This window comes from Hymenobacter sp. 102 (genome assembly GCF_049949205.1).
In the GTDB taxonomy this organism is placed as follows: Bacteria; Bacteroidota; Bacteroidia; order Cytophagales; family Hymenobacteraceae; genus Hymenobacter.
On record NZ_CP188172.1, the window covers coordinates 3,113,762 to 3,136,781 of the forward strand.

The window sequence follows — 23,020 nt, forward strand, 5'->3', positions numbered from 1 at the left end:
CTTGTTGATTAGTGCCGCCATCTTACTTCCGACCCGTGTCCGTAGCCGCGAAATCCGACGTTTCCGATTTACCCCGAGAATTTGATTACCTGATTGTGGGTGGCGGGGCGGCGGGGCTGAGCCTGGCCTATCACATCAGCCGAGAGCCCCGGCTGGCCAGCAAGCGGGTGCTGCTGCTGGAGCCCGAGGCGAAAAACCAGAATGACCGCACCTGGTCGTTCTGGGCCGATGCGCCTGGCGTATTCGATGGCATTGTAGCGAAGGAGTGGCAACAGATAGCCTTCCGCAGCCCCACATTCGAGCGAGTAATTCCGCTGACGCGCCACCGCTACAAGATGATTCGGGGGCTGGACTTTTACCAGTTTGTGCAGCGGGCCTTGGCCGGTAATCCACAGTTTGCCTGCGTAGCTACTACGGTAACAGCTATAAGCAATACGGCTGACGGAGCCGTGGCCTACACTCCCCAAGGCGAGTTTCGGGCGCAATACGTCTTTGACAGCCGTCCGCCGGAACTGGCCCGGCTGCAACAACCGGAACGGTACCGCTACCTGCTGCAGCACTTTGTGGGCTGGGAAATAGAAACTGGGCAGGACGCCTTCAACCCGGAAACAGCGGAGTTCATGGACTTCCGGGGCGAGCAGCAGCAGCAGGCGCGGTTTATGTACGTGCTTCCCTTTGATAAGCGCCGGGCCCTGGTGGAGTACACGCTGTTTTCGGCCGAAGTGCTGCCAAAAGCGCAGTACGAAGCAGAATTGGGCCGCTATCTGCACCAGCTGCTGAACGGACAAGCCTACCGCATTACCGCCGAAGAAGTAGGAGCCATTCCGATGACAGACCACCCGCTACCGGCTGCTGACGGGGCGCACATCATCAACCTGGGTACCCGGGCCGGGCGGGCCAAACCCAGCACGGGGTATGCTTTTAAACGCATCCAGCAGCACTCAGCCCGGCTCACGGCAGCCCTGGCGGCTACCGGCCACCCGCCCCAAAACCTCACCGGCGACAGGTGGCAGTTCCGGCTGTTCGATACGCTGCTGCTGGATATTATGCAGCGCCAGGGCGAGCAAACCCGGGAAATATTCACCGACCTGTTCCGGCGTAACCCCGTTGAGCGGATTTTTGATTTCCTGGACGAGCGTACATCCTGGATAGGTAATTTTCAGATTATGAATTCTGTCAGGCCCTGGCCCTTTTTGCGCTCCATCGGGCACGTACTGCGCGGCCGACCGGGCAGGCGGTGAGCGGCCTACTAGTTCACTGCTAGGCTTTCTTCACTTTCCAAGAAAGCTCGCTCCGTTTGCACTACCTCTGGAGAAAGGGGGAGCAGGGTGGGAGTAGGGCGGGAAAGATTCAGAAGGTAACCCGGTAGCTTTGCCAGGTTTTCCAGGTCGTGGGTGATGCAGAGGATAGTTTTACCTTGCTCCTGTACCCAACTTTCCAGCAGGGCAAACACCCGGCGGCGGTAATACACATCCAACTGCTGCGTAGGCTCATCAAGCAGGTACAGGGTGGCATCCTGCAGGCTGAGCTGGGCAAGCCACACCAACTGCTGCTCCCCACCAGAAAGCAGGGTAAAATCCTGCTCGGCCAGGTGAGCGGCCCCCACACTGGCAAGCGCGGCATCGGCTAGCTGGTAATCGTGGCTGGTGTAGGCGCCCAGAAAGCGGTGGTGGCGGAAGCGGCCCATTACCACCAGCTCCCGCACCGGAATGGAAAACTCCACGCTGGCCCGCTGGGGCAGGTGAGCCAGCAGGCCACTGGCCGCCGGCCGCCGGATAGTGCTTAATTCCTGGTCCTGCACCCGCACGCTACCCTGATACGGAATGCGCCCGGTAAGGGCCCGAAACAGAGTGGTTTTGCCGCAGCCGTTGTGCCCGATAATAGCCACAAACGCTGGCCGCAGTATGTTTAAACGCAAATTGCGGAGCAGGACGCGCCGTCCATACCCCGCAATCAGGTTATCAATAGAAAGTACTGAGCGTGGAGACATGAGTAGTGAGAATTGGGCTACCGGCTGAACGGTACAATCATCAGCGCTAACTACTCAATACGGCCCCCCCAATACTGCTAGTACTCGTCTTCGTTGAACATGAAGTCCTCCTTGGTCGGATAATCCGGCCATACTTCTTCGATATTCTCGTAAGGTTGGCCGTCGTCTTCCAGAGCCTGCAGGTTTTCTACCACTTCCATGGGCGCGCCCGAGCGAATGGAGTAATCAATGAGCTCGTCCTTGGTGGCAGGCCAGGGAGCATCTTCCAGGTACGAAGCAAGTTCCAGAGTCCAGTACATAGTTGTGTGTGCTACTAAAAAATTGTGGTCAAAAGATGAAAGGCCGTTAGCAAAAATCCGGCCGGGCAGATGCGACTGACACCATTACCGGTTAGTAGTTGCGCAGGTTGCTGACGACAACGTAAAATACGGCGCAAGGTTGGTCTAGCCAACCTGCTGCTGCCGGAACATGGTAATCAGTTCGTTTTTAGTGCGAATTTTTCGGTCGAAGGCCCGGATTTTCCCCTGCAGCATCGTGCGAAAGGTTTCGTTACCGGGCGAGTCGTTAAGCTTACCCAGGTTTTCCTGCAAGACCTCCTGCTCCTGCTGATCATACTTGATGAACTCCTGCAACGCCTGAATGCGTAGGGCAGCCTGGTTTTGCGGGCTGCTGGCTTCCGGGGCAGTCGGCCGCTTCCGCATGTAGTGCTCCAGGGCGCTCATCTCAAATACCTTGTCACAGGCCAGAATAAACTGCTCCCATACCCGGTCCGATTCCTCGCCGCGCACCGGGCCTACCTTTTTCCAGGCGGCCTGCAGCTCTTTGGCGCGGGTTACGGCCTCCTGCATGGGGCGCTGCAACAGGGCTTGCGCCTCGGCCACCAACGCCCGCTTGCGGCTGAGGTTGTCCTCGCCGGAGTTGCCGCCGGGCGTAAATTGCTGCTCCTGACGCTTGCTTTCAATGTGCACCTTCAGGCGCTCGAAGAAGTGGTTATGGGCTGCCCGGAACCGCGTCCAGAGGTCGTTGGCCTGTTTGCGGGGCAGGCTGCCATCAATATCCTTCCACTGCTGCTGCAGCACCTTGAGCTTACGGGTGGTTTCCTCAAACTCGCTGGAATTCTGCAGGGCTTCCGATTTGTGAATAAGGTCTTTGTACTGATCGTACACCCGATTCGTCATAGCTTTCTTCTCGGCCAGGAATTCCTTTTTGCGGGCAAAGAAGGCATCTACGGCCGCCTGGAAGCGGGTTTCCAACTCATCGGCCAGGTGCTTTTCCACCGGGCCGGTTTTAATCCAGCCCTGGCGCAGGTCCTTTAGCTTGTCGCTGCCAGCCTGCCAATCAATGGTATCGTGCAGGGCTTCCGCTTCCTGAATCAGGCTGATTTTGGTAGTCAGGTTTTTCTCCCGGTTGCGGTTGATCGTAACCTTAATGGCTTCCTCCGCTTCGGTGAGGCGGTGGTACAGGTCTTCAAAGTTGCCGAGGGCATCGTAGCTGCCGGCCTGCTCTTTTAGGTGCAGGGCCTTCATCAGGTAAGAGCCCTTATTGTCGGATTCCTCGATCTTCTGCAGCAGCTCCTCTACCTTCCGGCGAAACAGCTGAAAGCGCTGGGCAAAGTATAGCAGTGAGGCGTCGGCGGATTCTTTAACCTGGCCAACCTGGCGGGCGGGGTAGGAGAGGAGCGGGCGAAGCCACACCTGGTCGCCCTCAACATAGCCATAACGGCGGGCTTCGGCCAGTAAGTGGTCTGGTGATTCCATAATCAGATAGTGGGGGAGCGAATAGGTGGAAAGGTCGGAGTGTGGGCCGGAAAGATGTACAAGTTTACGGGTTGTTGGGTAATTCCGCTGTCTGGCCCGGACTTCGGAATGTTAGCGCCGGCTGCCTACCTTTGGCCTAGGGGCTGCAACCGGCCGCCGCAGGGAAGCTACGCGGTAGTTGCCGCCGTGGTTATGCCCCGCCGCCGGGGCCGGAACAACCCCCACGCACCAAGCGGGCCGTTTGCCCGCGTGTGGCGCGTACGAACGTGCAAAATAGAAACCCCCGGCTAACCGGCAAGCCCGGCCCGGCAAACCCTCAGCTGAACGATGTCTGACCAACCCACCATTATTTTCTCCATGGCGGGGGTAACCAAGGTGTACCCGCCCCAGAAACAGGTTCTCAAGAACATTTACCTCTCCTTTTTCTACGGTGCCAAAATTGGCGTACTCGGCCTCAACGGCTCGGGTAAGTCCTCGCTGCTGAAAATTATTGCCGGCCAGGACAAGCAGATTCAGGGTGACGTAGTGTGGTCGCCGGGCTACTCGGTGGGCTACCTGGAGCAGGAGCCCCAGCTGGACGCCACCAAAACCGTGCGCCAGGTACTAGAGGAAGGCGTGGCCGAAACGGTGGCCCTGCTGAAGGAGTTCGACGAAATCAACGAAGCCTTCGGGGCCGAGGATGCCGACTTCGACAAGCTGCTGGAGCGCCAGGGCACCGTGCAGGAGCGCCTCGACCAACTCGACGCCTGGAACCTTGATAACAAGCTGGAGCGTGCCATGGACGCCCTGCGCACGCCTCCGGAGGAAGCCATCATCGGCAACCTCTCGGGGGGGGAAAAGCGCCGCGTGGCCCTGTGCCGCCTGCTGCTGCAGGAGCCCGACGTGCTGCTGCTGGACGAACCGACCAACCACCTCGACGCTGAATCGGTGCTATGGCTGGAGCAGCACCTGCAGCAGTACAAGGGCACCGTTATAGCCGTAACCCACGACCGGTATTTCCTGGACAACGTAGCCGGCTGGATTCTGGAACTGGACCGCGGCGAGGGGATTCCGTGGAAGGGCAACTACTCCTCGTGGCTGGAGCAGAAATCGAACCGCCTGGCTCAGGAAGAAAAAACCGAGAGCAAGCGCCAGAAAACCCTGCAGCGCGAACTGGAGTGGGTGCGCATGGCCCCCAAGGCCCGCCAGGCCAAGAGCAAGGCCCGTCTCGCCGGCTACGACAAGATGGTGAACGAGGACTCCAAGGAAAAAGAGCAGAAGCTGGAGCTGTTCATCCCCGACGGTCCGCGCCTGGGTGCCCAGGTGATTGAGGCCGAGGGGCTGCGCAAGGCTTTCGGCGACAAACTGTTGTTCGATAACCTCTCGTTCAACCTGCCCCAGGGCGGTATTGTGGGCATCATCGGGCCGAACGGCGCGGGCAAAACCACCTTGTTCCGCCTGATCACCGACCAGCTGCAGCCTGATGCCGGCACGTTTGTGGTGGGCCCCACCGTGCAGACGGCCTACGTGGACCAGCAGCACGACACCCTGGACCCCAACAAATCGGTGTTCGAAACTATTTCGGGCGGTACCGAAACCATGCTGCTGGCTGGCCGGCAGGTGAATTCCCGGTCCTTCGTGAGCAACTTCAACTTCCGCGGCGGCGACCAGGAAAAAAAGGTAGGCTCGCTCTCGGGCGGGGAGCGGAACCGGGTGCACCTGGCTACCACGCTCAAGCAGGGCGCCAACCTGCTGCTGCTCGACGAACCGACCAACGACCTGGACGTGAATGCCATCCGGGCATTGGAAGACGCGCTGGAGAACTTTGCCGGCTGCGCCGTCATCATCAGCCACGACCGGTGGTTCCTCGACCGCCTGGCTACCCACATCCTGGCCTTCGAGGGCGACTCACAGGTGGTGTGGTTCGAGGGCAACTTCTCCGACTACGAGGAAGCCAAGCGCAAGCGCCTCGGCGACGTGGAGCCCAAGCGGGTGCGCTACCGCAGCCTAAACTAAGCAGCCTGTTTGGTAATGAAAACGTCCTCTCCTTGCTTCGGCCGGGGGAGGACGTTTTGGGTTTGGGGGGAGGAAGAAGCAAATCAGAAAAACAGGACGTCATGCTAAGCGAAGTCGAAGCGTCTCTACCGCTTTGGCCACACGATTGGGTTAGCCAGAGGTAGAGATGCTTCGACTTCGCTCAGCATGACATTCAGGTATTGTCATCTGTTTCTCAATGCGGCATGTGGCTGATTTTGGCCTCATCAAGGTCCAGCTGGGCTTCCTGGTGGCGGAGCATTTCCTCCTCAAACACATCCTCGCGGCGCAGCACAAACAGCTCCTCCCGCTGCACTTGCAGCACATCCAGCAGTACCTGGTGGTAGCGTTGCAGGGCCTGGCGCTTGGATTCGTCGTAGTCGAGAGCTTCCAGCAGGTTGCCGGTGCGCTGGGCCTCGGCCTGCATACGGTGCTGCAGGGCGTTGATCATTTCATTGTTTTGGATGTCCTCGGGGTAGTGCCGGGCCAAGTGAGCCAGGGCCACGTGGCGCAGGCGTAGGCGGATACCGGCTTCCTGGGCATCGGTGGGCATGCGCTCCTCCAGCTTTTCTACCCCGGTGAAGCGGATGAGCAGCGGCAGGGTGAGGCCCTGGAACACCAGCGTCACCAGAATCACTACGAAAGTGATGAACAGAATCAGGTTGCGCTGCGGAAACGCCTCCCCGTTGCTGAGCAGCAGTGGCACCGATAAGGCCGAAGCCAACGACACCACCCCGCGCATACCAGCCCAGCCAATAATGGCCGGCCCCTGCCAGCCGGGGCTGGCTTCCCGGGTGCGGATGCTGCGGAACAGCCAGCGCGGCACAAACGCCGCCGGATACATCCAGAGCAGCCGAATGACGATGACGAGGCCACTGATGATGAGGCCGTAGCGGATGGCCTGCCCCAGCGAGTAGCTGCCCAGGCCTTCCACCACCACCGGCAGCTCCAGCCCGATGAGAATAAACACCAGCCCATTGAGGGCAAACCCCACACTGGCCCACACGCTGGTAGCCTGCAGGCGGGTATCGGCATCAAACACGCGGTGGGAGTGGTAGGACAGCAGCAGCCCCCCGCTCACCACGGCCAGCACCCCCGAAAAATGGAATTCCTCGGCCAGCAGGTACATGCCGTAGGGCGCAATAAAGGTGAGCACCGTGTTGATGCTGGGCGTGGTGGGCAGGTACTTGTGCAGCAGGTAAAAGCCCTGCGCCACCACCAGGCCCACCGCCAGCCCCATCCCGCTTACCACCACGAAGCTGGTGGCCGCCTGCTGCCACCCAAACGCGCCCGACAGCACCGTGGCCAGCGCAAACCGGAATACAATCAGGCTACTGGCGTCGTTAATCAGGCTTTCCCCTTCCAGAATACTGGTGATGCGGCGCGGCACCCGTACGCCCTTGAGCACGGAAGTGGCCGCCACGGCATCGGGCGGGGAGATGATACCGCCCAGCAGAAATCCCAGCGGCAGCGTGAAGCCCGGAATCATGGCCCGGCTCACGTAGGCTACCAGGGTGGAGGTGAAAAACACCAGCCCGAAGGCCAGCAGCGCAATGGGCCGCTTCCACCGCCAGAAATCCTGCCAAGCCGTATCCCAGGCGGCCTGGTACAGCAGCGGGGGCAGGAAAATCAGGAAGATGAGGTCGGGGCTGATGACAATGCGCGGCAGCCCCGGCACGAAGCCCAGCACCAGCCCGGCCAGCACCAGAAAAATGGGGTAGGAGATGCGCAGCTTCTGGCCCAGCATCACCAATAGCAGCATGGCAAACAGCAGCCCCAACACCAGCAGAATACTTTCGTGAAGCGTAGCGTCGGGCATGGGCGGAAGGGGTTGGGTTGGCGGCAGGCGGCGGAGAAGCCGGTTGCCGTTCATTCAAGTCGCCCCTAAATTGGGGAGGATTGCAGAATTACCAACCCAGCGCGGCACCGTACTTATTTTCCGTGAACTTGCGCCCCGCATGACTACCCCGCTGGCGCAGTATCTTACCCGTTTCCGCAAGCTCCGCACCAGCCGCCTGGCCGGGGAGGAGGCCCCGTACAAGCCGGCCCTGCTGCTGGCCGTGCTCGAAGGCATCGAATATGGGCTGATCCTCGACAACCAAATCAGCATTACGCCCGAGTTGCTGGCCGCCTTCCAGAGCAACTGCCGCGACCTGAGCGTATCGGGGCAGTTTCGGGCCAACAACTTCGCGCTGCCGTTCTATCACCTTACCGGGGAAGGATTCTGGCACCTGCACACGTATTCCGGCCAGCCGCTGCTGCTTACCTCGTCCGGCTCGCCGCGCAGCCTGGGGCACCTGCGGGCCGCCGTGGCCTTTGCCGCCCTCGATGCGTCGCTGTGGGAGCTGCTGCAGGAGGCCGCCACGCGCCAGCTGTTCCGGGAGGCGCTGCTGGAGCGGTACTTTCCGCAGACGCGCTTCCGCTACCGCCCCCACGCCGGCCCCGAAACGCTGCAAACCCTGGGCCGGCAGATGCTGGAGGAGCCCGCCGCCCTCTACCAAACCCACCTCAACCTGGCCGACGAAGTGGAAACGGCCATGCGCAGCGCCGTTTTCAAGCGCGAGGTGCTGCGCGCCTACAACTATACCTGCGCCATTTCGGGCCTGCAGCTTATCAGTACTGGCACCAGCGCCGTGGCCCCGCTGCTCGACGCCTGCCACATCGTGCCCTGGGCCCTGTCGCACGATGACACCATCGGCAACGGCCTGGCCCTCACGCCCACCCTGCACCGCGCCTTCGACCGCCACCTGATTCGGGTGGACGCTGATTACCGCGTGCGGGTGGCCGGCACATTTCGGGAGCTACGCGGCCAGGAGCACGGGCTGCTGCAGTTGGAAGGCGAGCGGCTGCGGCTGCCCGAGCGGCGGGAGTGGTGGCCGCGCAAGGAAGGATTTGGGTGCTAGCTGGCTTCAATTCGGGCTCAGTCGCTCGGCCGCTACATCAGGCGGCTTCTTCCAGCTTTCGGTTTCGGTCCCGGTAACGCTGGCCCCAACTGATGAGCTCGGCAAACATGGGCTGAACCCGCCGCCCGTGCTCGGTGAGCTGGTACTCAACTTTGGGCGGCACCTGCTGGTAGACGATTCGCTCCACGATGTCATCGGCTTCGAGCTCCCGCAATTCCTGGATCAGCATCTTCTCGGTTACCTCGGGCATCAGGCGGCGCAGCTCCCCGTAGCGCTGGGGGCCCGTGAGCAGGTACGACAGGATCAGCAGCTTCCATTTGCCGCCCAGCACGTTGAGGGTGGTGCGCACGGGACAGATGGCCCCGGGCGGCTGTTCGTCGCAGGTAGCCCAGTAGGCCTCGGCCTGCTGCTGTTTTGTGAGCTTGCTCATAAAAATTTAGTTGCTGATTATCAGTATTACTGTGAAAAAGGTAGGCACCCTACCAAAGAGTAGGTACTTGCCTAAATCGAAGGTAAAGAATTTCCTTTGACCCATCCAAGACGCAGTACTGCAGACGGCGCCGGAGGAGTCTTCTTACCTCACAATTTTTCAACCTGGTTTCTGATGAGCAAGCACATTGTAGTACTGGGCGCCACCGGCCACATCGGCACCCACCTAACCCACCTGTTGCTGGAGCGCGGCCACCGCGTAACGGCCGTGGCCCGGGCCAGTCAGCGTCTCAGCACGCTGGAAGCCGCCGGGGCCCACCTTCAGGCTGGCAGCCTGGAAGACACTGACTTCCTGACCAGTGTACTGGGCGCTGCCGACGCGGCCTTTCTGATGCTGCCGCCCAACCCCGGCGCCCCCGATAATCTGGCCTATCAGGCCGCGGTAGGGGAAAGTATAGCGGCGGCCGTGCGGGCCGCTGGTCTGCGCCAAGCCGTAAATCTGAGCAGCATCGGGGCTGATTTGACGGCCGGTACGGGCCCTATTCTGGGCGTGCATTACCAGGAGCAGCGCCTCAATGCTATTGAGAACCTGGATGTGGTGCACCTGCGCCCGGCTTATTTTATGGAGAACCTGCTGGCTGGCATCGGCCTGATTCAGGGCATGGGCATCAACGGCTCGGCCGCCCGCCCCGATGTACGCCTGCCCATGATTGCCACCCGCGACATTGCCGCCTACGCCGCGCGGGTCCTTGATGACGGGGTGCCGGCCGGCAAGTCGGAGCAGCTGCTGTTAGGCCCGCGCGACTATACCAACCAGGAAGCCACGGCCATCCTCGGTCAGGCCATTGGCCGCCCTGAGTTGCCTTACGTGCAGTTTCCCTACCATCAGGCCCGGCAGGGTATGCTCGGTGCCGGCCTCTCCGGGTCAATGGCCGACCTGTATATCGAAATGACCCAAAGCCTGAACGAGGGCCGGATCATGCAGCAGCAGGAACGCACCCCAGCCAATACCACGCCTACCACGCTGGAAGAGTTTGCCAAGCAGATATTTGCGCCCGCCTTTCACGGTGCCAGCCAGCCGGTAGCCTCGTAAGCCGCCGTATCGAAGAGCAGCACCAGCGCACCTCGGGGCCGTCCGGGGGGCGCTGGTGGTTGGTAGGCAAGAAGGCCGGCCCGACGGTTTCTGCCCACCGGACTATTCATCACCTTCAGCACTTAGGAAAGCGGTAGCTGCAGCCGCTGCAGGCGTGGTTTAACGAAACAGCTGGTTTCGGCGGATGGCTTTGGCATAGGCCGACTCGCGCTGCCGGGGAGCAAACAGCTTCGCCAGTCCCTTGGGACGCACAGCCTTCGTGACTTTCTTAACGGGCTCCGGACCCGCCTGGGCCTGTGGAGCTACCGTGCCAGCCATACCGGCGAGCAACAGCAGGGTAACGACAGTTTTCATCGGTATAGAGTAATAGCAACGAAAGGGGGGCGGTGTGATTACCGGCGACGCAGGCGACGGTAAGCGGGCGTGTGCCGCTTTTTGCGCTTGAACCAGTTAGGAATGTCCGTGGAGGCCAGTGGCCGCCTGGCTGCAACAGTTAAGCTATGTGGGGTAGTGGGCAGGGTAGCGGGAGCCGAATCGGAAAGCAGCGGGGCAGTTAGCAGGGCAAGGAGTAAGGCAATCATAGATCTAAAGAGTGTTGAGGTTGTGTTAGTGCAAGTATAAGTTAAATTTTTTATTGTGAAAATTATAAAATCGATTCAGCCATAAAGAAAGCCCCTCCCGAGTAGGAAGGGGCTTTTTTAGCAGGTGGAAGAAAAGCTAGTTTTCGTCAGAAGCGGTTTCGGCCATTTTAGCCGTGGCGAATACGGCCACGCTGGCCAGTACGGCAATACCGATGATGAGCTGCGTAGTAGTGAACCGCTGAGAAGCTTTGCGCAGCAAGGCCCCACCGTTTTTCAGCAGATCATCCAATTGGTCCTGCTCCCCTTTGAACACGCCGTATGCGCTTTGCAGGGTGTTGATAATGTCTTCCGGGACAATTTTTTCGATTTCTTTGGGGAGTTGGCTGCTCATAGCAAGGAGAGGCGGAATAAGTGAAGAATGAAATCGGAGCACCTGAAGGCCGCCCCGGAGCCTCTGTACGGAGATTGTCTCAATTTTGATGCTTGCTGTTTCGTAGGCAATGCCAACAAGTCCCGGTCCGGCTCACCTGCCCGTGTTGCCGAAGCCCTAGAACTAAACAGACGCCTCGGACAGGTGCATGCGAGCTGGGCAAAAAAAAGCTCTGCCGGTAAGGGCAGAGCTTTTTTTAGATTGCCAATCCAGGCTTATTCATACACCTTCACCACGAACACGTAGTCCTGCAGCTTACGGATTTGCTGGGGCCGGGAGGTACCGGTAAGCAGGTTGGTGCGGGGCATGTCGTAAGGCTTGCCTGCTCCGGCCGTGCCAAGCGAATCTACCAGTCGCATCAGGTACGATGATTTGGTAGCGAAGGCCGCACTCTGGGCGTCCATCTGCCGGCCGCTGATGATGCCGATGAGGTTGCCCCGGTCATCCAGCAGCGGGCCGCCCGAATTGCCGGGGTTCACCGGAATGCTGATCTGGTAGAAGCCCGTATCCCCTTCAAAGCCCGAGCGGGCGCTCAGCGAGCCGTCGTTGAATACCAAATCCTCACGCGGGTAGCCCAGTGTATACACCCGCTCACCCAGGTCTGATTGGCCCCGCTTGAAGGAGTAGGGCAGACGGCCAAAGCCTTTGAAGTTCTTGTCCTTGATCTGCAGAATGGCCAGGTCGTGGGCCACGTCGGTAAACACTGGCTCGGCGCGGTAGCGCTGCCGCTCCCGGCTTTCAATCAGCAAGGAATCAGCCCCCTGAATGACGTGGTAGCTGGTTACCAGGTAGCCATCGGCCGTGAGGGCGAAGCCCGTGCCACTGAATTTGCCGGGGTTTACCTTTTCCGGAGTTGCCGTGGCATCAATCTGGTTGAGGGTGCGGTTCATGCTGCGCTGGTTGCGCTTGATGCGCTCCACTTCCCGCCGCAGCACGGTGTAGCCGTAGAGGGAGGGTTTCTGGGAGGCCCGGTACATTTCCATGCCCAGCAGCGTAGTAAATACGGCCAACACGGCTACGGAGGCGGCTACCATCATGGTGGCACGATGACTGTGCCAGAACTGGCGCAGCTTTTCCTCGGTGCGCGAAATGCGCAGGGCCGGACGGGGGGCGCGGCCGGTGGCAAACTGCTCGTGACGCTCGTCCTCCTCGGCGGCTTTGGCCAGCGGAGTGAGGCGCACGGCCTGCTCGGCGTCCATATCGGCGTGGATGGCGTGAAGCTTGCGGCGCAGGGCCAGCCGGCGGCCGTAGGCCGTAAGCGTACCCGTTAGTTCCTCAAACTCCTGCAGCCGCCGGGCCAGCTCGGGGTCGGCGGCGAGGCGGTGCTCCAGGGCAGTGCGCTCATCCTCGGCCAGTCCGCCGGAGCGGTAGGCGTCAAATAAGGCGTAATAGTCGGCTTCGGTTTTCATGCTTTGGTAGTGGCTAGTGCGTAGTACCTGATGCGTAGTGCTTAGTCTGTTCAACCAAACACGAGGCACCAAGCACGAGGCACTATCAACTAAATTCTATATCTGTTCCTGGTACTGGTTGAAAAAGAGTTTTTTCAGGCGTACCAGGCACTTGTATTTCTGATTTTTGGCGTTGTCGGCATTGGTATAGCCGAACTCCGCTGTAAGCTGCTGCATCGACTTATCGAGCAGGTAAAATCCTTCTAAAAGCGAGCGGCAAGGCTCCCCGATGCGGTCCAGGGCCTGGGCCATGGTGCCCAGGCGCCGGTCGCGCTCCTCGGCCTCCTCCAGGTCGGTCTCGGCCCCGGTTTCGAGGTAGGACTCATGGTCATCGAGGCGGCCGCCGAAGCGGGTTTTGTCGGTGAGCCGTTTGAGCCACAGGCGGCGGCACACGGCGTAGAGGTAGGTTTTGATCTGGCAGCTGAGCTCCAGAGAGCCGTCGCGCACCTTTTCATAGAATACCATCACGCCCTCCTGATACACGTCCTTGGCTTCGTCTTCGGTGCCGCTGTTCTGCAGCACGTAGTGCGAAATCATAGGAAAGTGCAGCCGATAGAGCTGCGCCAGCGCCCGGTCATCGTCGCGGCGGATGGCCGCCACAAACTCCTCATCGGTGTAGGAAGGTTGTCCCTTACCCATTCGCTTTGTTGCTTAATACGTTGTAAGCGGCCGGGTAACCCGCCGAAAAAATATTTTTAGAAACTGGGTTACCATTTCTGGATACCGGTATGAAGGGCGTTTTTGGACAAAAATTTTTCAAACCTACTAGTACCATGAAAAACCTGATTAAGGTATCCGCTCTGGCCGTTGTATTCGCTGCTACCCTCGCTTCTTGCGGCGAGAAGAAAGTAGAAGAAACCACCACGACCACGGAAGCTACGACCACCGAAGCTACCACGGCTACCACCGACACTACGGCTGCTGCCCCCGCCATGGCTGACACCGCTGCTGCTACCACGGCTGCTCCCGCTACCACGGAGGCTACCACCACTACCACCACTGAAGTTAAGTAATTACGCGCCGGCCCGGCCGGCTTGTAATGGCTGATAGCCCGGATTCTGCGAAGGCGGAGTCCGGGCTATTTTTTGCCCGCGCCAAAGCGAAAGATACGAGGATTTACCTCGACCGTTGGCTGCCGAGACCGGTGGAGTGCCAATACGAGCGTGCGCTACAGTTTCTCCTCTAACCACAGCAACCCCGCACCCAGTATGAATAGTGCCACGCCCAGCCACCGGGGCCAGGTAGCTGTAGTGGTAGTGCCGGCCTCAGCCGGAGCCATTGCTGCCGGGCGGCTAGGCTGCCGGAGCCGGGCCGCCTGTTGCCAGACCAGTTGCCGGGCCGCTGCCCAGCCAGTGGCATCGTACACATAAAACGGCTGGGTGACTGCTCCGACGCGGGCTTCGTGCCAGCCCGAAGCAGCGGGCCAGTAAGGTGCCGTAGCCCACTCCGGCACGATGGCATCCTGGCGCAGGGCCAGGCTTGCTTTAGCGGTGGGCCCAGTAATTGTAAGTGAAGCCGTGGTGGGCAGGCCTTCACTTTGCACGAGCACGGGGGCGTTGGGTACTGGCCAGGGAGACAGGATGCGCAGGGAAGCAGCAGACCGGGCGGGCCGTACTGCGGTGAGCAATTGGCTCCAGTAGGCGTGATACACGGCCGGCTGCTGCTGTAACAGCCAGGGAAACGTTTCGGTGATGGTGGTAACGGCAACCTGGCCCAGGCCCACCCGGCGGGTGGCAGCCCCAACGGACTGCCCGGCAATGCTGAAGAGCGGGCGGATGCTAGGCGTAGTCAGCAGCGCGTAGCTGGCGGGAGCTGCCACGGGTGCGCCGCTGCGCAGCCCGCTCAGCGGCAGGCTGGCCGCATTGGCCGGGCGAGGCGCCAACCGGAAGGCGCTGCCACCGGGCAACTGCCGCGGCATAGTGGAGCCGTCGGCCAGCAGCAGCACGTTGCAAGTGCCATTTTGTACGGCCTGCGCCAGGTTGCGGCTCTCATCGGAGGCGAGGCTGGCGAGGGTGCCAGCATCCAGCAGCAGCACATCAAACTGGGTGAGGAGGCGGGGTGTGAGGCGACTAAGGGGAAGTTGCGTGGGCAGGTTCAGAAACTCGGTTTGCGTCAGCCCCCTGCTTACCCCGATGCGCAGGGCAACTTTGTGTTGCCGGGCCGCCAACTCATCTTTCAGAAACCGGATTTCAAACGAAGGCGCGGCCGCCAGCATGAGTATCCGCACAGGTTGGGTGGGCAGCACTTCTACCGGTACCGCTTCTTGCGCCAGCTGCCGGCCAGCCTGGTAAGCCTGCACCTGGTACACGGCCACGCCCGCCAGCCGGGGAGTGAACTGTAACCTAAATGAGCCCCGGCCAGCCGGTAGCTGTACGGAGTCGCGCGGGGCTCCGGCCGCTACCAGGCGTACCCACACGGGCCCCTTATCAGCCGCCAAAAAGGTGCCCTCCACGGCCCACGGTTGACCCAGTTCCGATTGCCGGGGCCAGGTGGCCGTGGTAAAGCCTACGCCAGGAGCATCGGCGTGCACGTGGAGCGGCACTTCCGGCAACACTGCTAAATCAGCCTCGGGTAGGCCCCGCCCCAACAGGTGCAGGTGCGAGATGCCGGGTAGTTGCTGCTGCAGGGCTGCTGCCGTACTCAGAGTAGGTGTGTCGGCCGCTGCCGCAGTGGCGTAGCGCCACACCGCCGCGGGGCTGCCCAACTGCCGCTGCAACGCCCGCAGGGTATCGGGCGAGTAGCCATCGGTGAGCAAAATAGCGGCCGAGGCGACGGGTTGGGTGGTGGTGCTACTGGGCGGAAACGCCGTTAGCCCCAGCCCAATGGCGGCTAGCAGGCCGGCCCCCAGACGCAGCCCCCGCCGCCGGGTATCGGGGCGGCGCACGGCCAGCGCCGTTAGCAGCACAAGGAGTAATGAGCACAGGGCAACAGCGTAGAGCATAAGCAGGAGGCGGCAGAAACGGGCTTAGCGGCTGAGTTCCTGGAAATAGCGTTGGGTAAGTTTGGAGCCCGACCGGATTTGCTGGGCCGGGGCCGGCTGGGGAGCCGGGAGCAGCCGGGTAAAAGCCCGCTCAATCAGCGGCAGATTGTAGCGTTGCGTTGGCTGGCCGGCGCGGAGGGCAGCCGTCAGTTGCCGTAGCTCCTGCAGGGCGCTGAGGTAAGTGCTTGGCTGGCGCAATGCGGCCTGAGCCAGCTGCTGCCCGCCCTGCTCCAGCTTAACCGCAACTCCCGGAACTGGTGCGTGCTGCCGCAGCTGTGCCAAGGCCCCCAGGGCGGCCCGCACGGCAGGCTGCTGGCTGGGCGCGGGTAGCTGCTGGCGGCGGCTGGGGGCGGCCGCGCCGGCCAGGTCGCCGGTGAGGCGGGTAGTGGCCTCGGGCATGGGCGGCGGGGTGAAGCCGGCTTTTTTCACGTAGGCCCGGGTTTGCTGCTGCACCTGTTTAAGCAGGCGCAGGGCCCGGTACTCGAAGGGCAGCGCCTCACGGGGACGCCCGGTGCGCAGGCGCAGCTCCGACTCCCACATTTGGCTGAGCACGGCCTGGAGCTTGGCTTTCACGGCGGGCTCCAGGAAGTCGGCTGTTTCGGCGTCGTCGTGGTGGTGGATGTAGGGGTCCATCAGCTCGGCGGTGCGGGTTTCGTAGTCGGTGGCACCGGCGGGTGGGGTGGTATGGTGGTCGTGGCCGTCATCGGCGGAGTGTTGCTCGGGTTTGGCTTCGGCTTCGGTGTGGTCTTCCGCTACTACCGAGCCCAGGCCGGGTTCTTCAGCCGGAGTATCGGCCGTGGGCGGACCCGTGGGCGCGGCCCCGATGGTTTCGTCGGCTTCCTCACCCAAAAACTTGCCGTAGCGCATGCGCAGCACTTTCTGGTCGAAGCCAATGGCATTGGAGCGCTCCTGCAAAGTAGCTGGGGCCAGCCCGCGTTGCTCGGCCAGTAGCTTTTCGGTGTCAATGATAATCTGACGCTGGCTGCGGAAGTAGGCGGGAGCAGTATTCACCCCCAACGATACATCCATGGTACTCTCCTGTACGGTGGTGTCTTCCCACTGTACCAGGTAAGTATCGGAGCGCGTGACGTGCTGTTGGTTGTCCCAGGCCTGCAGGTAGAAGTATACCTCGTCGCCGTAGGTGAGCCCGAGAGCGGGCAGGCGCAACACGGGCCGCACAGTGGCAGCGGCTGGCTGCCCGGCCAGGGCAGTGCTCAAATCCGTTACCACTTCCCGGAATTTCACAGCTTCGCCCTGTCCCTGAGCCACGGTGGCCACCAGCCGGGCGCGGGTGAGGCCGTAGTCGTCGCGCAACTGGGCCTGGATGGCTACCTGGGGTGGCCGGCCAAACTCCACCAGCGTGTAGGCTTTGGGCGTAATCAGGCGGATGGTGGGGGCGTGGTCGGGCAGTACTTCCACGGCGTATTCATCCGAAACCTGCGCCCCCAAGCGCAGCCGGTATAGCACCGATGCCGTGAGCACCTGCTCGGTGGTGAATTGCGTGGGCTCATTGGGCACCGCCCGCAGCGGAATCCGGCGAGTACCCAGCTCCAGGATAGGCGGCGTCTGGGAGGGCCGGCTCAACGTAATCAGCCACTGCACGCGGCTTTGCCAGGGGCACTGGAAGGAAGGAGTAGTGGGCGAGAAAGCGGCGCGGCGCGTGTAAGCCGGGGGCTGCACCTGCAAGCGGGTTTGGGTGATGCGCGGCGCGGCGGCCGGTTGGGCCGGGGTTTCGCTGAAGCGCAGGGCAACGGGGGCCGCTGCTGCTACCGGGCCTGTGGCCTCCGCCGGCCGGAACCACCAGATACCAGCTGCCAACCCCGCCAACCCCGCCAGCGCCAGCCAGTAGGGCCGCCACTGCATGGGCAGCAGCGGGCCGGCAGCGGCCAGTTCCGGCAGGCGCGCGAGCAGCCGTTGCTGCTGCAGTTGTTCCAGTAGGTTGAGGTCGGAAGCAGGGCGGAGTAGTAGCGCAGTACTATCCTCCAAAGTGGGGTGTTGGCGGTTAAGCCGCTGGGCAGTAGCAGTGAGAGGCTGCTGCCAGATGCGCCACAGCCACCAGCCAGCCGCTACCAGCCCAACTCCGCCAGCCACGTACACGGCGCCTCGGGCGGCCGGCCAACTGCTGGCTATGGCGCCCAGCAGCAGAGCCCCGCCCAGCAGCAGTAGGCCCAGCGCGGCCGTGCGCCGCAGGGCCCAGGCGCGGGCCGCCGCCTGCACGGGCACTGCCGGGGAAATGGGGGAAGCAACCAGAACAGGCATCAGGCAGTGGCGGTTGAGGGTGAAACAGCGGCTCGGCGACTGGCCCACAGCCGCTCGGCTGCAAACAGAATTCCAGCGGCCAATACCAGCCAGGGCGCAAGCAGGCGGCGCGGAGCCGTAGGGGCTACGTCAGAAACGGCCGCTAGCCGAGGTGCAGTAAGTTGGGAGGCCGGTAGCTGACGGATATCCGGCTGGTTGGTGGCTGGAGGATTCAGCAGCGTCAGCAGTAGGGTAGGAAGCGCGGGGCTGTCGGCCAGCTCACTCCAACCCGTTGCCAGGCGAGTGTGCAGGTACCAGTGCGAAGGGGCCCGGCGGCTAAGCAGCGGCTGGCCACTGGCCGTGAGCCAGTGCGGAAAGCCGTTGCGCAACCGCGTGGTATCAAGCCGCAGTAGTGGAATGGGGCGGGGAGTACCGACGGGCTGAAACGCAGTGCGTACACTCGTGGCCGTGCGGGCTTCTTCCCACACCTGCGTACGGGGCAGGTGGGCCGGGGCCGGCGCATTCTGCAGCCAGAACAGCCAATCCAGCGAATCAGGTGGCAGAGTAGCTCCATTAGTGATGCGCGGCGACACCGGCAGTACACTACCCACGGCCCGCAGAGCCGCCAGTAATACCCGCGCCGAAGCAGCATGGTCGGCGTCGGAACTCACGTGCCAGCGCGGCGCGTGGGTATAAAGGGGTATCCGTCGGCTGCCCTGGCGCAAAGTCTGCTGCTGGGCATCAAACTGCGCGGCTACGCCCCCAATGCGCACAGAGCCGTTGGCTGCCGGCCATGTCTGCCGGATTTTCTGAAAGCGGGTGCCGGTTTCCTGGCTGGTGGCTACCAGCGCCACCAGGCTGTCGGGCTGAGTTTGCCAGGCACTTACCACCCAGCGGACGGAATCGGGCGGGGGAACGGGCAGCCAGCGCACGGCGGCGGGCAGCGGCGGCCGGCTACCCGTGAAAGACGATAAAGCAAGCGGGGCCACTACCACCAGCGGCCGACCCGGCACTGAGTCAGCGGCCGCCCTTACAAGCTGCCAGAGGTTGGCGCTCGGAACGGTATCCGGCTGAAAACGGGCAGCGGTGGTGGTATCACCCAAGCCCAGGCTAGCCCAGGCCAACGGGGCACCCAGGGGAAGGCGGTTGTGGAGCTGCCGGACCTGGTAGCCCTGCCGCCGCAGTGAATCCAGCGCCGGCCGGAGCGGGGCGAATTCGGCCCTGGTCAGGCCGGGAGCCAGTAGCACCTGCCCGCGGGCCGGGGGCGTAGGAAGCAGCTGGGCGGGCTCGGCTACGGCCGCGGCCAGTAGGGCTACCACTGCTGCGCGCAGCAGAAACAGAGCCAGCTGCTCGGGGCGCAGGCTCCGCAGACGGCGGTTGGCAGCAGCTTCCAGCCACCGAATGCTGCCCACGCGCACCACCCGGCCCGGCCGCCGGTTCCAGAGGTAAATGGCTAGTGGCACGGCCAGCCCCAGCAGGGTAAGCCAGCCCGTGGCGGTGTGCGAAAAGAGGACGGGAAACAAACAGTGCGGGAGCTAGAAAGTACAGTCGGGCCTTCAACCTACGCAGGCCACGCTACAGACACAACTTTCCCCGCGTGCGTTGCCCCACGCTACACTACTACTGCGCTACGGTAGCGGCTGCCGCAACTCCTGGTTCAGGGAAGCCACCAGTCCGGTCATGACGTCCTGAATGCCCAGGCACACCTGCAGCATGCGGGGTTTGGGCTTGCCGTCATTGGTATACTGGTCATAGTCGCGGAGCTCGATTTCCACCGGGGTACGACGGTTTTGGGCGTTTGGAGAGCTTATTCGTGAGAAGTCATCAGCTCGTTGCCACTCCGTTAGCATACTGGCCGTGTAGCCTACTGATGTGGAATTGCCAGCAGAAATGGTGGCGTAATACGGGTAACTGATATCGGTTAACTCATAAGACAACGCCCCCGGCTGGGCGCGCAGCCGAAACCGGAATACCAAGTTAAAACGGCGGGCATCCTGGTTTTTCTGAGCCGGGCCTACCGCTTGCACAATGGCCTGCCCGATGAGTACGCCCCGACCCGCATCGGCCAACTGCACTACCGCCGAGTAATCCTCAAACTGCCGGGCCAGCCACTCCTGGGCGCGGCCGTACACTTCGGCCTGGGGCAGGCCGGCCGCGTGCAGCACACCCCGATACACAATCTGGCGCGTCACGGAATCAACGGGCACCACCGGCAGGGGCCGGTAATAGGTAGTGGGCGGTGCCGTTTGGGCAGTGCCCGCCAACGGGGCGGCTAGTAACAGAGCGGCAAGAAGTAGAGCGTAGCGCATAGAGAAGCCAGAAATAGAAGGGACTTCTTGGCTCGCGCAACTATCGGGCCCAAGCGGCTCATCCCCGGGCCCGCCGCCGCAGAAACTCGCGCAGGGCCTGGGTCAGCGGCTCAGCAATGGTCAGCTGCTGATAGTCGAAGCCGTGGGTGCGGGCGCGCTGGGCCGTTTCGCGGAGCCACTGCTGCAGCTGCTGTTGCCACAGGCGGCGCTGCTGGGCGGCATCCAGCTGCAGCTGCTGGCCGGTTTCCAGGTCCTCAAAGGTCACGGCGCCGCGGTAGGTAAATTCCAGCTCGTTGCGGGCCAGCAGATGCAGGAGCAGCACCTCGCCGGTGGCAGCGCGCAGGCGCGTGAGCAACTGCTCAATCTCACCGGTTTCTTCGTACAAATCACTTACGCACACCGTCAGGGCGGGCTGGCGGCGGGCCGTGAGGGGGGCCAGCGTGGCGGCGTCGGGGAAGCGGCCGGCAGCTTCCAGGTTTTCCAGCAGGTGGTAAAGGCGGGGGAGCTGGCGGGCATCGGCGCGGGGCGGCAAGTGTTGCAGGCCAGCGGGGTGCAGCACGGTGAGGGCCACAGCGTCGCCCTGCTGGGTGGCTACGTAGGCCAGGGCTGCGCACAGCAGGCGGGCGTACTGCAGCTTAGTCAGGCCATTGTCGTCCTGGTGGTTCATGCTGGCGGTGGCATCCAGCACCAAGTGCACTACCAGGCTGGTATCAATTTCCGACTCGCGCAGGTAATACCGGTCCGAGCGGGCTGCCAGCCGCCAATCGAGGCGGCGCAGGTCGTCGCCGGGCTGGTAGGGTCGGTACTGACTGAACTCCATGCCCGCCCCCTTGCGTCGGCTGGCGTGGGCCCCGTGCAGCACGCCCTCAGCCGCCCGCCGGGCCGCCAGCGGCAGGTTGTGTAGGGCGTGCAGGTATTCGGGGCTGAGCATTTCTGGTTTCTGATTGTTGGTTTCTGGTTGTTGGTTTTTGGGTTCAGGTTTACTTGTCAGGCCAGAAACCAAAAACCACCAACCAAAAACCTGTTAGATTTTCACCACCTTCAGCAGCTCGCGCACGGCATCGTCGGGGGTGAGGTTTTCGGCTTCGGCGTTGAAGTTCAGCAGCACGCGGTGGCGCAGTACGGCGGGGGCCAGGGCCTGCACATCCTCCAGGGTAGCGGCAAAGCGGCCGTGCAGCAGCGCCCGGGCCTTAGCGCATAAAATCAGGGCCTGCCCGGCCCGGGGGCCCGCACCCCAGCGGCCATAATCCCGAATAAACTTCACCTCTGAGGTAGCCGGCCGCGTAGCCCGCACCAGCCGGTTTACCATGCTCAGCAGTTCGTCGCTGATGCTGACCTGCCGGGTGAGCAGTTGCAGCTGCCGTACTTCCTCGCCGCCTAATACCGGCTGCACCTGCTGGCGGCCGGTGCCAGTGGTGCCGCTCAATACGGCCAGCTCCTCCTGCTCAGTGGGGTAGCCGATACGCACGTACAGCAGAAACCGGTCGAGCTGAGCCTCGGGCAGGGGGTAGGTGCCGCTCTGCTCAATGGGGTTCTGAGTGGCCAGTAGGAAGAACGGCTTGGGCAGCGCATGCTCCTGGCCGGCGTAGGTTACGTGGCCTTCCTGCATGGCTTCCAGCAGCGCCGCCTGGGTTTTGGGAGGCGTACGGTTGATTTCGTCGGCCAGTACCAGGCTGGCGAAGATGGGGCCGGGGTTGAACTTGAACGAGCGGTGGCCGGTGCCGTGGTCCTCCTCAAGAATTTCGGTGCCCAAAATATCGGTGGGCATCAGGTCGGGGGTGAACTGAATGCGGCGGAAGGGCAGGTCGGTAGCCTGCGCCAGGGTACGTACCAGCAGGGTTTTAGCCAGGCCGGGTACACCCTCCAGCAACGCGTGGCCGCCAGCCAGCAACGCCACCAACACCTCTTCCAGCACCTCCTGCTGGCCCACTATCACCTTCCCGATTTCCTGTTTAAGCTGGGGTATTTTCTGCAGCAGGCGAGTTACGTCTTGTTCGGTCACGGAAACGGCGTTGAAAAGTCAGGAAGTTCGGGGAGGAATAATCTTGCAACAAAGTCAGCTGAAGCGGGCTAAGGCTGCTTATAGCGGGCTGCTTTTGCTAAATTTTCCCGCAATAGTAAAGTCTGATTTGATAGTCGAATGGTTTGCGGCGGGCCCGGGCAAGCTGCTATTTCCGGCCATGATACGCAACTCCTCCCGCATTCTTCACTCCCTGGCCGCGGCCACTCTGCTGCTGGCCGGCTCCCGGGCCACGCACGCCCAGCCTACTCCTGATACGCTGGCCGCCTCCCGCACAGGCTTCCGCCATGCTCTGCGACTGGACGTGGGCGGGGTGCTGCTCCGCAACTTTGCCTATAATGCCCTCAACTCCGATACCCGGCTGCTGCTGCCGGTGCTGGTCGGCTACGAGCACCAGCTGGGCCGCCGCACCAGCGGGAGCGTGGAGGTGCTACTCAATGGCGGTCAGCCCACCGAGCGAATTTCCGGGGCGGCTCTGCAAGGCCGGTACTACGTGTACCAAGGGCGGCAGTCAGGCCTGGCCGGTATGTATGTAGCCCCCACGTTGGGGTACCGGAATGTAAAACAACACTCGTATTACAGCTTCTACAACGAAAACCGCAAGCTGGGCGGGGCGGGCCTACTGCTGGGGGCGCAGATGCCACTGGGACGGCAAAGCCGCTTGCTGCTGGATGTATCGGGCGGTATAATGGCCTGGAAGCGGCTGGATAAAAGTCCGTATGCCAACACGTTGGGGTATTACGATAACAAGACCTACTACGACGAGGGCGGCGCTATTGTTGACGGCCGTCTCAGCCTAGGCTACCGGTTCTAGCCGTGTTGCGCCGTC

22 protein-coding genes are annotated in these 23,020 nt (G+C 62.2%); 6 read left to right on the plus strand and 16 right to left on the minus strand.

Annotation, left to right across the window (positions count from 1 at the left end; genetic code table 11):
* The first annotated feature begins 35 nt into the window (after window positions 1-35).
* The gene (locus ACN19L_RS13340) at window positions 36-1,241 is read left to right on the plus strand and encodes a lycopene cyclase family protein (protein WP_426489991.1); all 1,206 of its coding nucleotides are present in this window, start codon (window positions 36-38) and stop codon (window positions 1,239-1,241) included.
* An 8-nt stretch (window positions 1,242-1,249) separates the two neighbouring features.
* Here ACN19L_RS13340 and ACN19L_RS13345 read toward each other — a convergent pair whose 3' ends face one another.
* From ACN19L_RS13345 to ACN19L_RS13355, 3 genes are all read right to left on the minus strand, one after another.
* Window positions 1,250-1,918: an ABC transporter ATP-binding protein gene (locus tag ACN19L_RS13345; protein ID WP_426489992.1), complete on the minus strand. Its 669-nt coding sequence runs from the start codon at window positions 1,916-1,918 to the stop codon at window positions 1,250-1,252.
* A 149-nt stretch (window positions 1,919-2,067) separates the two neighbouring features.
* Window positions 2,068-2,289 carry a DUF2795 domain-containing protein gene (locus tag ACN19L_RS13350; protein ID WP_019948259.1) on the minus strand — a complete coding sequence of 74 codons (222 nt, stop codon included), beginning with the start codon at window positions 2,287-2,289 and terminating at the stop codon, window positions 2,068-2,070.
* A gap of 144 nt (window positions 2,290-2,433) precedes the next feature.
* Entirely contained in the window at window positions 2,434-3,747 is a 1,314-nt protein-coding gene (locus ACN19L_RS13355) for a DUF349 domain-containing protein (protein WP_426489993.1), read from the minus strand.
* Between the two features lie 327 nt (window positions 3,748-4,074).
* Here ACN19L_RS13355 and ettA point away from each other — a divergent pair, with 327 nt between their 5' ends.
* A complete protein-coding gene (ettA, locus tag ACN19L_RS13360) occupies window positions 4,075-5,742 on the plus strand; it encodes an energy-dependent translational throttle protein EttA (RefSeq protein ID WP_426489994.1) in 1,668 nt (555 codons plus the stop codon).
* Between the two features lie 214 nt (window positions 5,743-5,956).
* Here ettA and ACN19L_RS13365 read toward each other — a convergent pair whose 3' ends face one another.
* Window positions 5,957-7,579, minus strand: coding sequence for a Na+/H+ antiporter (locus ACN19L_RS13365; RefSeq protein ID WP_426489995.1), 1,623 nt, complete (start codon window positions 7,577-7,579; stop codon window positions 5,957-5,959).
* 139 nt (window positions 7,580-7,718) lie between these two features.
* Here ACN19L_RS13365 and ACN19L_RS13370 point away from each other — a divergent pair, with 139 nt between their 5' ends.
* The gene (locus tag ACN19L_RS13370) at window positions 7,719-8,663 is read left to right on the plus strand and encodes an HNH endonuclease (protein WP_426489996.1); all 945 of its coding nucleotides are present in this window, start codon (window positions 7,719-7,721) and stop codon (window positions 8,661-8,663) included.
* A gap of 37 nt (window positions 8,664-8,700) precedes the next feature.
* On the opposite strand, the gene ACN19L_RS13375 is transcribed toward ACN19L_RS13370, so the two are convergent.
* Window positions 8,701-9,093, minus strand: coding sequence for a winged helix-turn-helix transcriptional regulator (locus tag ACN19L_RS13375; RefSeq protein WP_426489997.1), 393 nt, complete (start codon window positions 9,091-9,093; stop codon window positions 8,701-8,703).
* 174 nt (window positions 9,094-9,267) lie between these two features.
* Between ACN19L_RS13375 and ACN19L_RS13380 the strand changes: the two genes are divergently transcribed.
* Window positions 9,268-10,185 carry an NAD(P)H-binding protein gene (locus ACN19L_RS13380; protein WP_426489998.1) on the plus strand — a complete coding sequence of 306 codons (918 nt, stop codon included), beginning with the start codon at window positions 9,268-9,270 and terminating at the stop codon, window positions 10,183-10,185.
* 159 nt (window positions 10,186-10,344) lie between these two features.
* On the opposite strand, the gene ACN19L_RS13385 is transcribed toward ACN19L_RS13380, so the two are convergent.
* The 5 genes from ACN19L_RS13385 to ACN19L_RS13405 all read right to left on the minus strand — a co-directional run bounded on the left by ACN19L_RS13385 (window position 10,345) and on the right by ACN19L_RS13405 (window position 13,283).
* On the minus strand, window positions 10,345-10,539 hold the full coding sequence (locus ACN19L_RS13385) for a hypothetical protein (RefSeq protein WP_426489999.1): 195 nt from the start codon (window positions 10,537-10,539) through the stop codon (window positions 10,345-10,347).
* Between the two features lie 38 nt (window positions 10,540-10,577).
* Window positions 10,578-10,766: a hypothetical protein gene (locus ACN19L_RS13390; RefSeq protein WP_426490000.1), complete on the minus strand. Its 189-nt coding sequence runs from the start codon at window positions 10,764-10,766 to the stop codon at window positions 10,578-10,580.
* A 136-nt stretch (window positions 10,767-10,902) separates the two neighbouring features.
* Window positions 10,903-11,157: a hypothetical protein gene (locus ACN19L_RS13395; protein ID WP_426490001.1), complete on the minus strand. Its 255-nt coding sequence runs from the start codon at window positions 11,155-11,157 to the stop codon at window positions 10,903-10,905.
* Between the two features lie 254 nt (window positions 11,158-11,411).
* Window positions 11,412-12,605 (minus strand): trypsin-like peptidase domain-containing protein, encoded by a 1,194-nt coding sequence (locus tag ACN19L_RS13400; RefSeq protein ID WP_426490002.1) that lies wholly within the window; start codon window positions 12,603-12,605, stop codon window positions 11,412-11,414.
* A gap of 96 nt (window positions 12,606-12,701) precedes the next feature.
* Window positions 12,702-13,283, minus strand: coding sequence for an RNA polymerase sigma factor (locus ACN19L_RS13405; protein WP_426490003.1), 582 nt, complete (start codon window positions 13,281-13,283; stop codon window positions 12,702-12,704).
* 134 nt (window positions 13,284-13,417) lie between these two features.
* On the opposite strand from ACN19L_RS13405, the gene ACN19L_RS13410 reads away from it, so the two are divergent.
* A complete protein-coding gene (locus ACN19L_RS13410) occupies window positions 13,418-13,657 on the plus strand; it encodes a hypothetical protein (protein WP_426490004.1) in 240 nt (79 codons plus the stop codon).
* 155 nt (window positions 13,658-13,812) lie between these two features.
* On the opposite strand, the gene ACN19L_RS13415 is transcribed toward ACN19L_RS13410, so the two are convergent.
* From ACN19L_RS13415 to ACN19L_RS13440, 6 genes are all read right to left on the minus strand, one after another.
* Entirely contained in the window at window positions 13,813-15,585 is a 1,773-nt protein-coding gene (locus tag ACN19L_RS13415; RefSeq protein ID WP_426490005.1) for a hypothetical protein, read from the minus strand.
* Between the two features lie 24 nt (window positions 15,586-15,609).
* Window positions 15,610-17,883 (minus strand): hypothetical protein, encoded by a 2,274-nt coding sequence (locus ACN19L_RS13420; protein WP_426490006.1) that lies wholly within the window; start codon window positions 17,881-17,883, stop codon window positions 15,610-15,612.
* Complete coding sequence (locus ACN19L_RS13425; protein ID WP_426490007.1) at window positions 17,883-19,385, minus strand: BatA domain-containing protein; 1,503 nt, start codon at window positions 19,383-19,385, stop codon at window positions 17,883-17,885. The genes ACN19L_RS13420 and ACN19L_RS13425 overlap by 1 nt, the downstream gene beginning before the upstream one ends.
* A gap of 105 nt (window positions 19,386-19,490) precedes the next feature.
* A complete protein-coding gene (locus ACN19L_RS13430) occupies window positions 19,491-20,171 on the minus strand; it encodes a DUF4468 domain-containing protein (protein WP_426490008.1) in 681 nt (226 codons plus the stop codon).
* A gap of 58 nt (window positions 20,172-20,229) precedes the next feature.
* Window positions 20,230-21,102: a DUF58 domain-containing protein gene (locus tag ACN19L_RS13435; protein ID WP_426490009.1), complete on the minus strand. Its 873-nt coding sequence runs from the start codon at window positions 21,100-21,102 to the stop codon at window positions 20,230-20,232.
* Between the two features lie 93 nt (window positions 21,103-21,195).
* Window positions 21,196-22,173, minus strand: coding sequence for an AAA family ATPase (locus ACN19L_RS13440; RefSeq protein WP_426490010.1), 978 nt, complete (start codon window positions 22,171-22,173; stop codon window positions 21,196-21,198).
* Between the two features lie 178 nt (window positions 22,174-22,351).
* Here ACN19L_RS13440 and ACN19L_RS13445 point away from each other — a divergent pair, with 178 nt between their 5' ends.
* Complete coding sequence (locus ACN19L_RS13445) at window positions 22,352-23,005, plus strand: hypothetical protein (protein WP_426490011.1); 654 nt, start codon at window positions 22,352-22,354, stop codon at window positions 23,003-23,005.
* The last annotated feature ends 15 nt before the right edge of the window (window positions 23,006-23,020 follow it).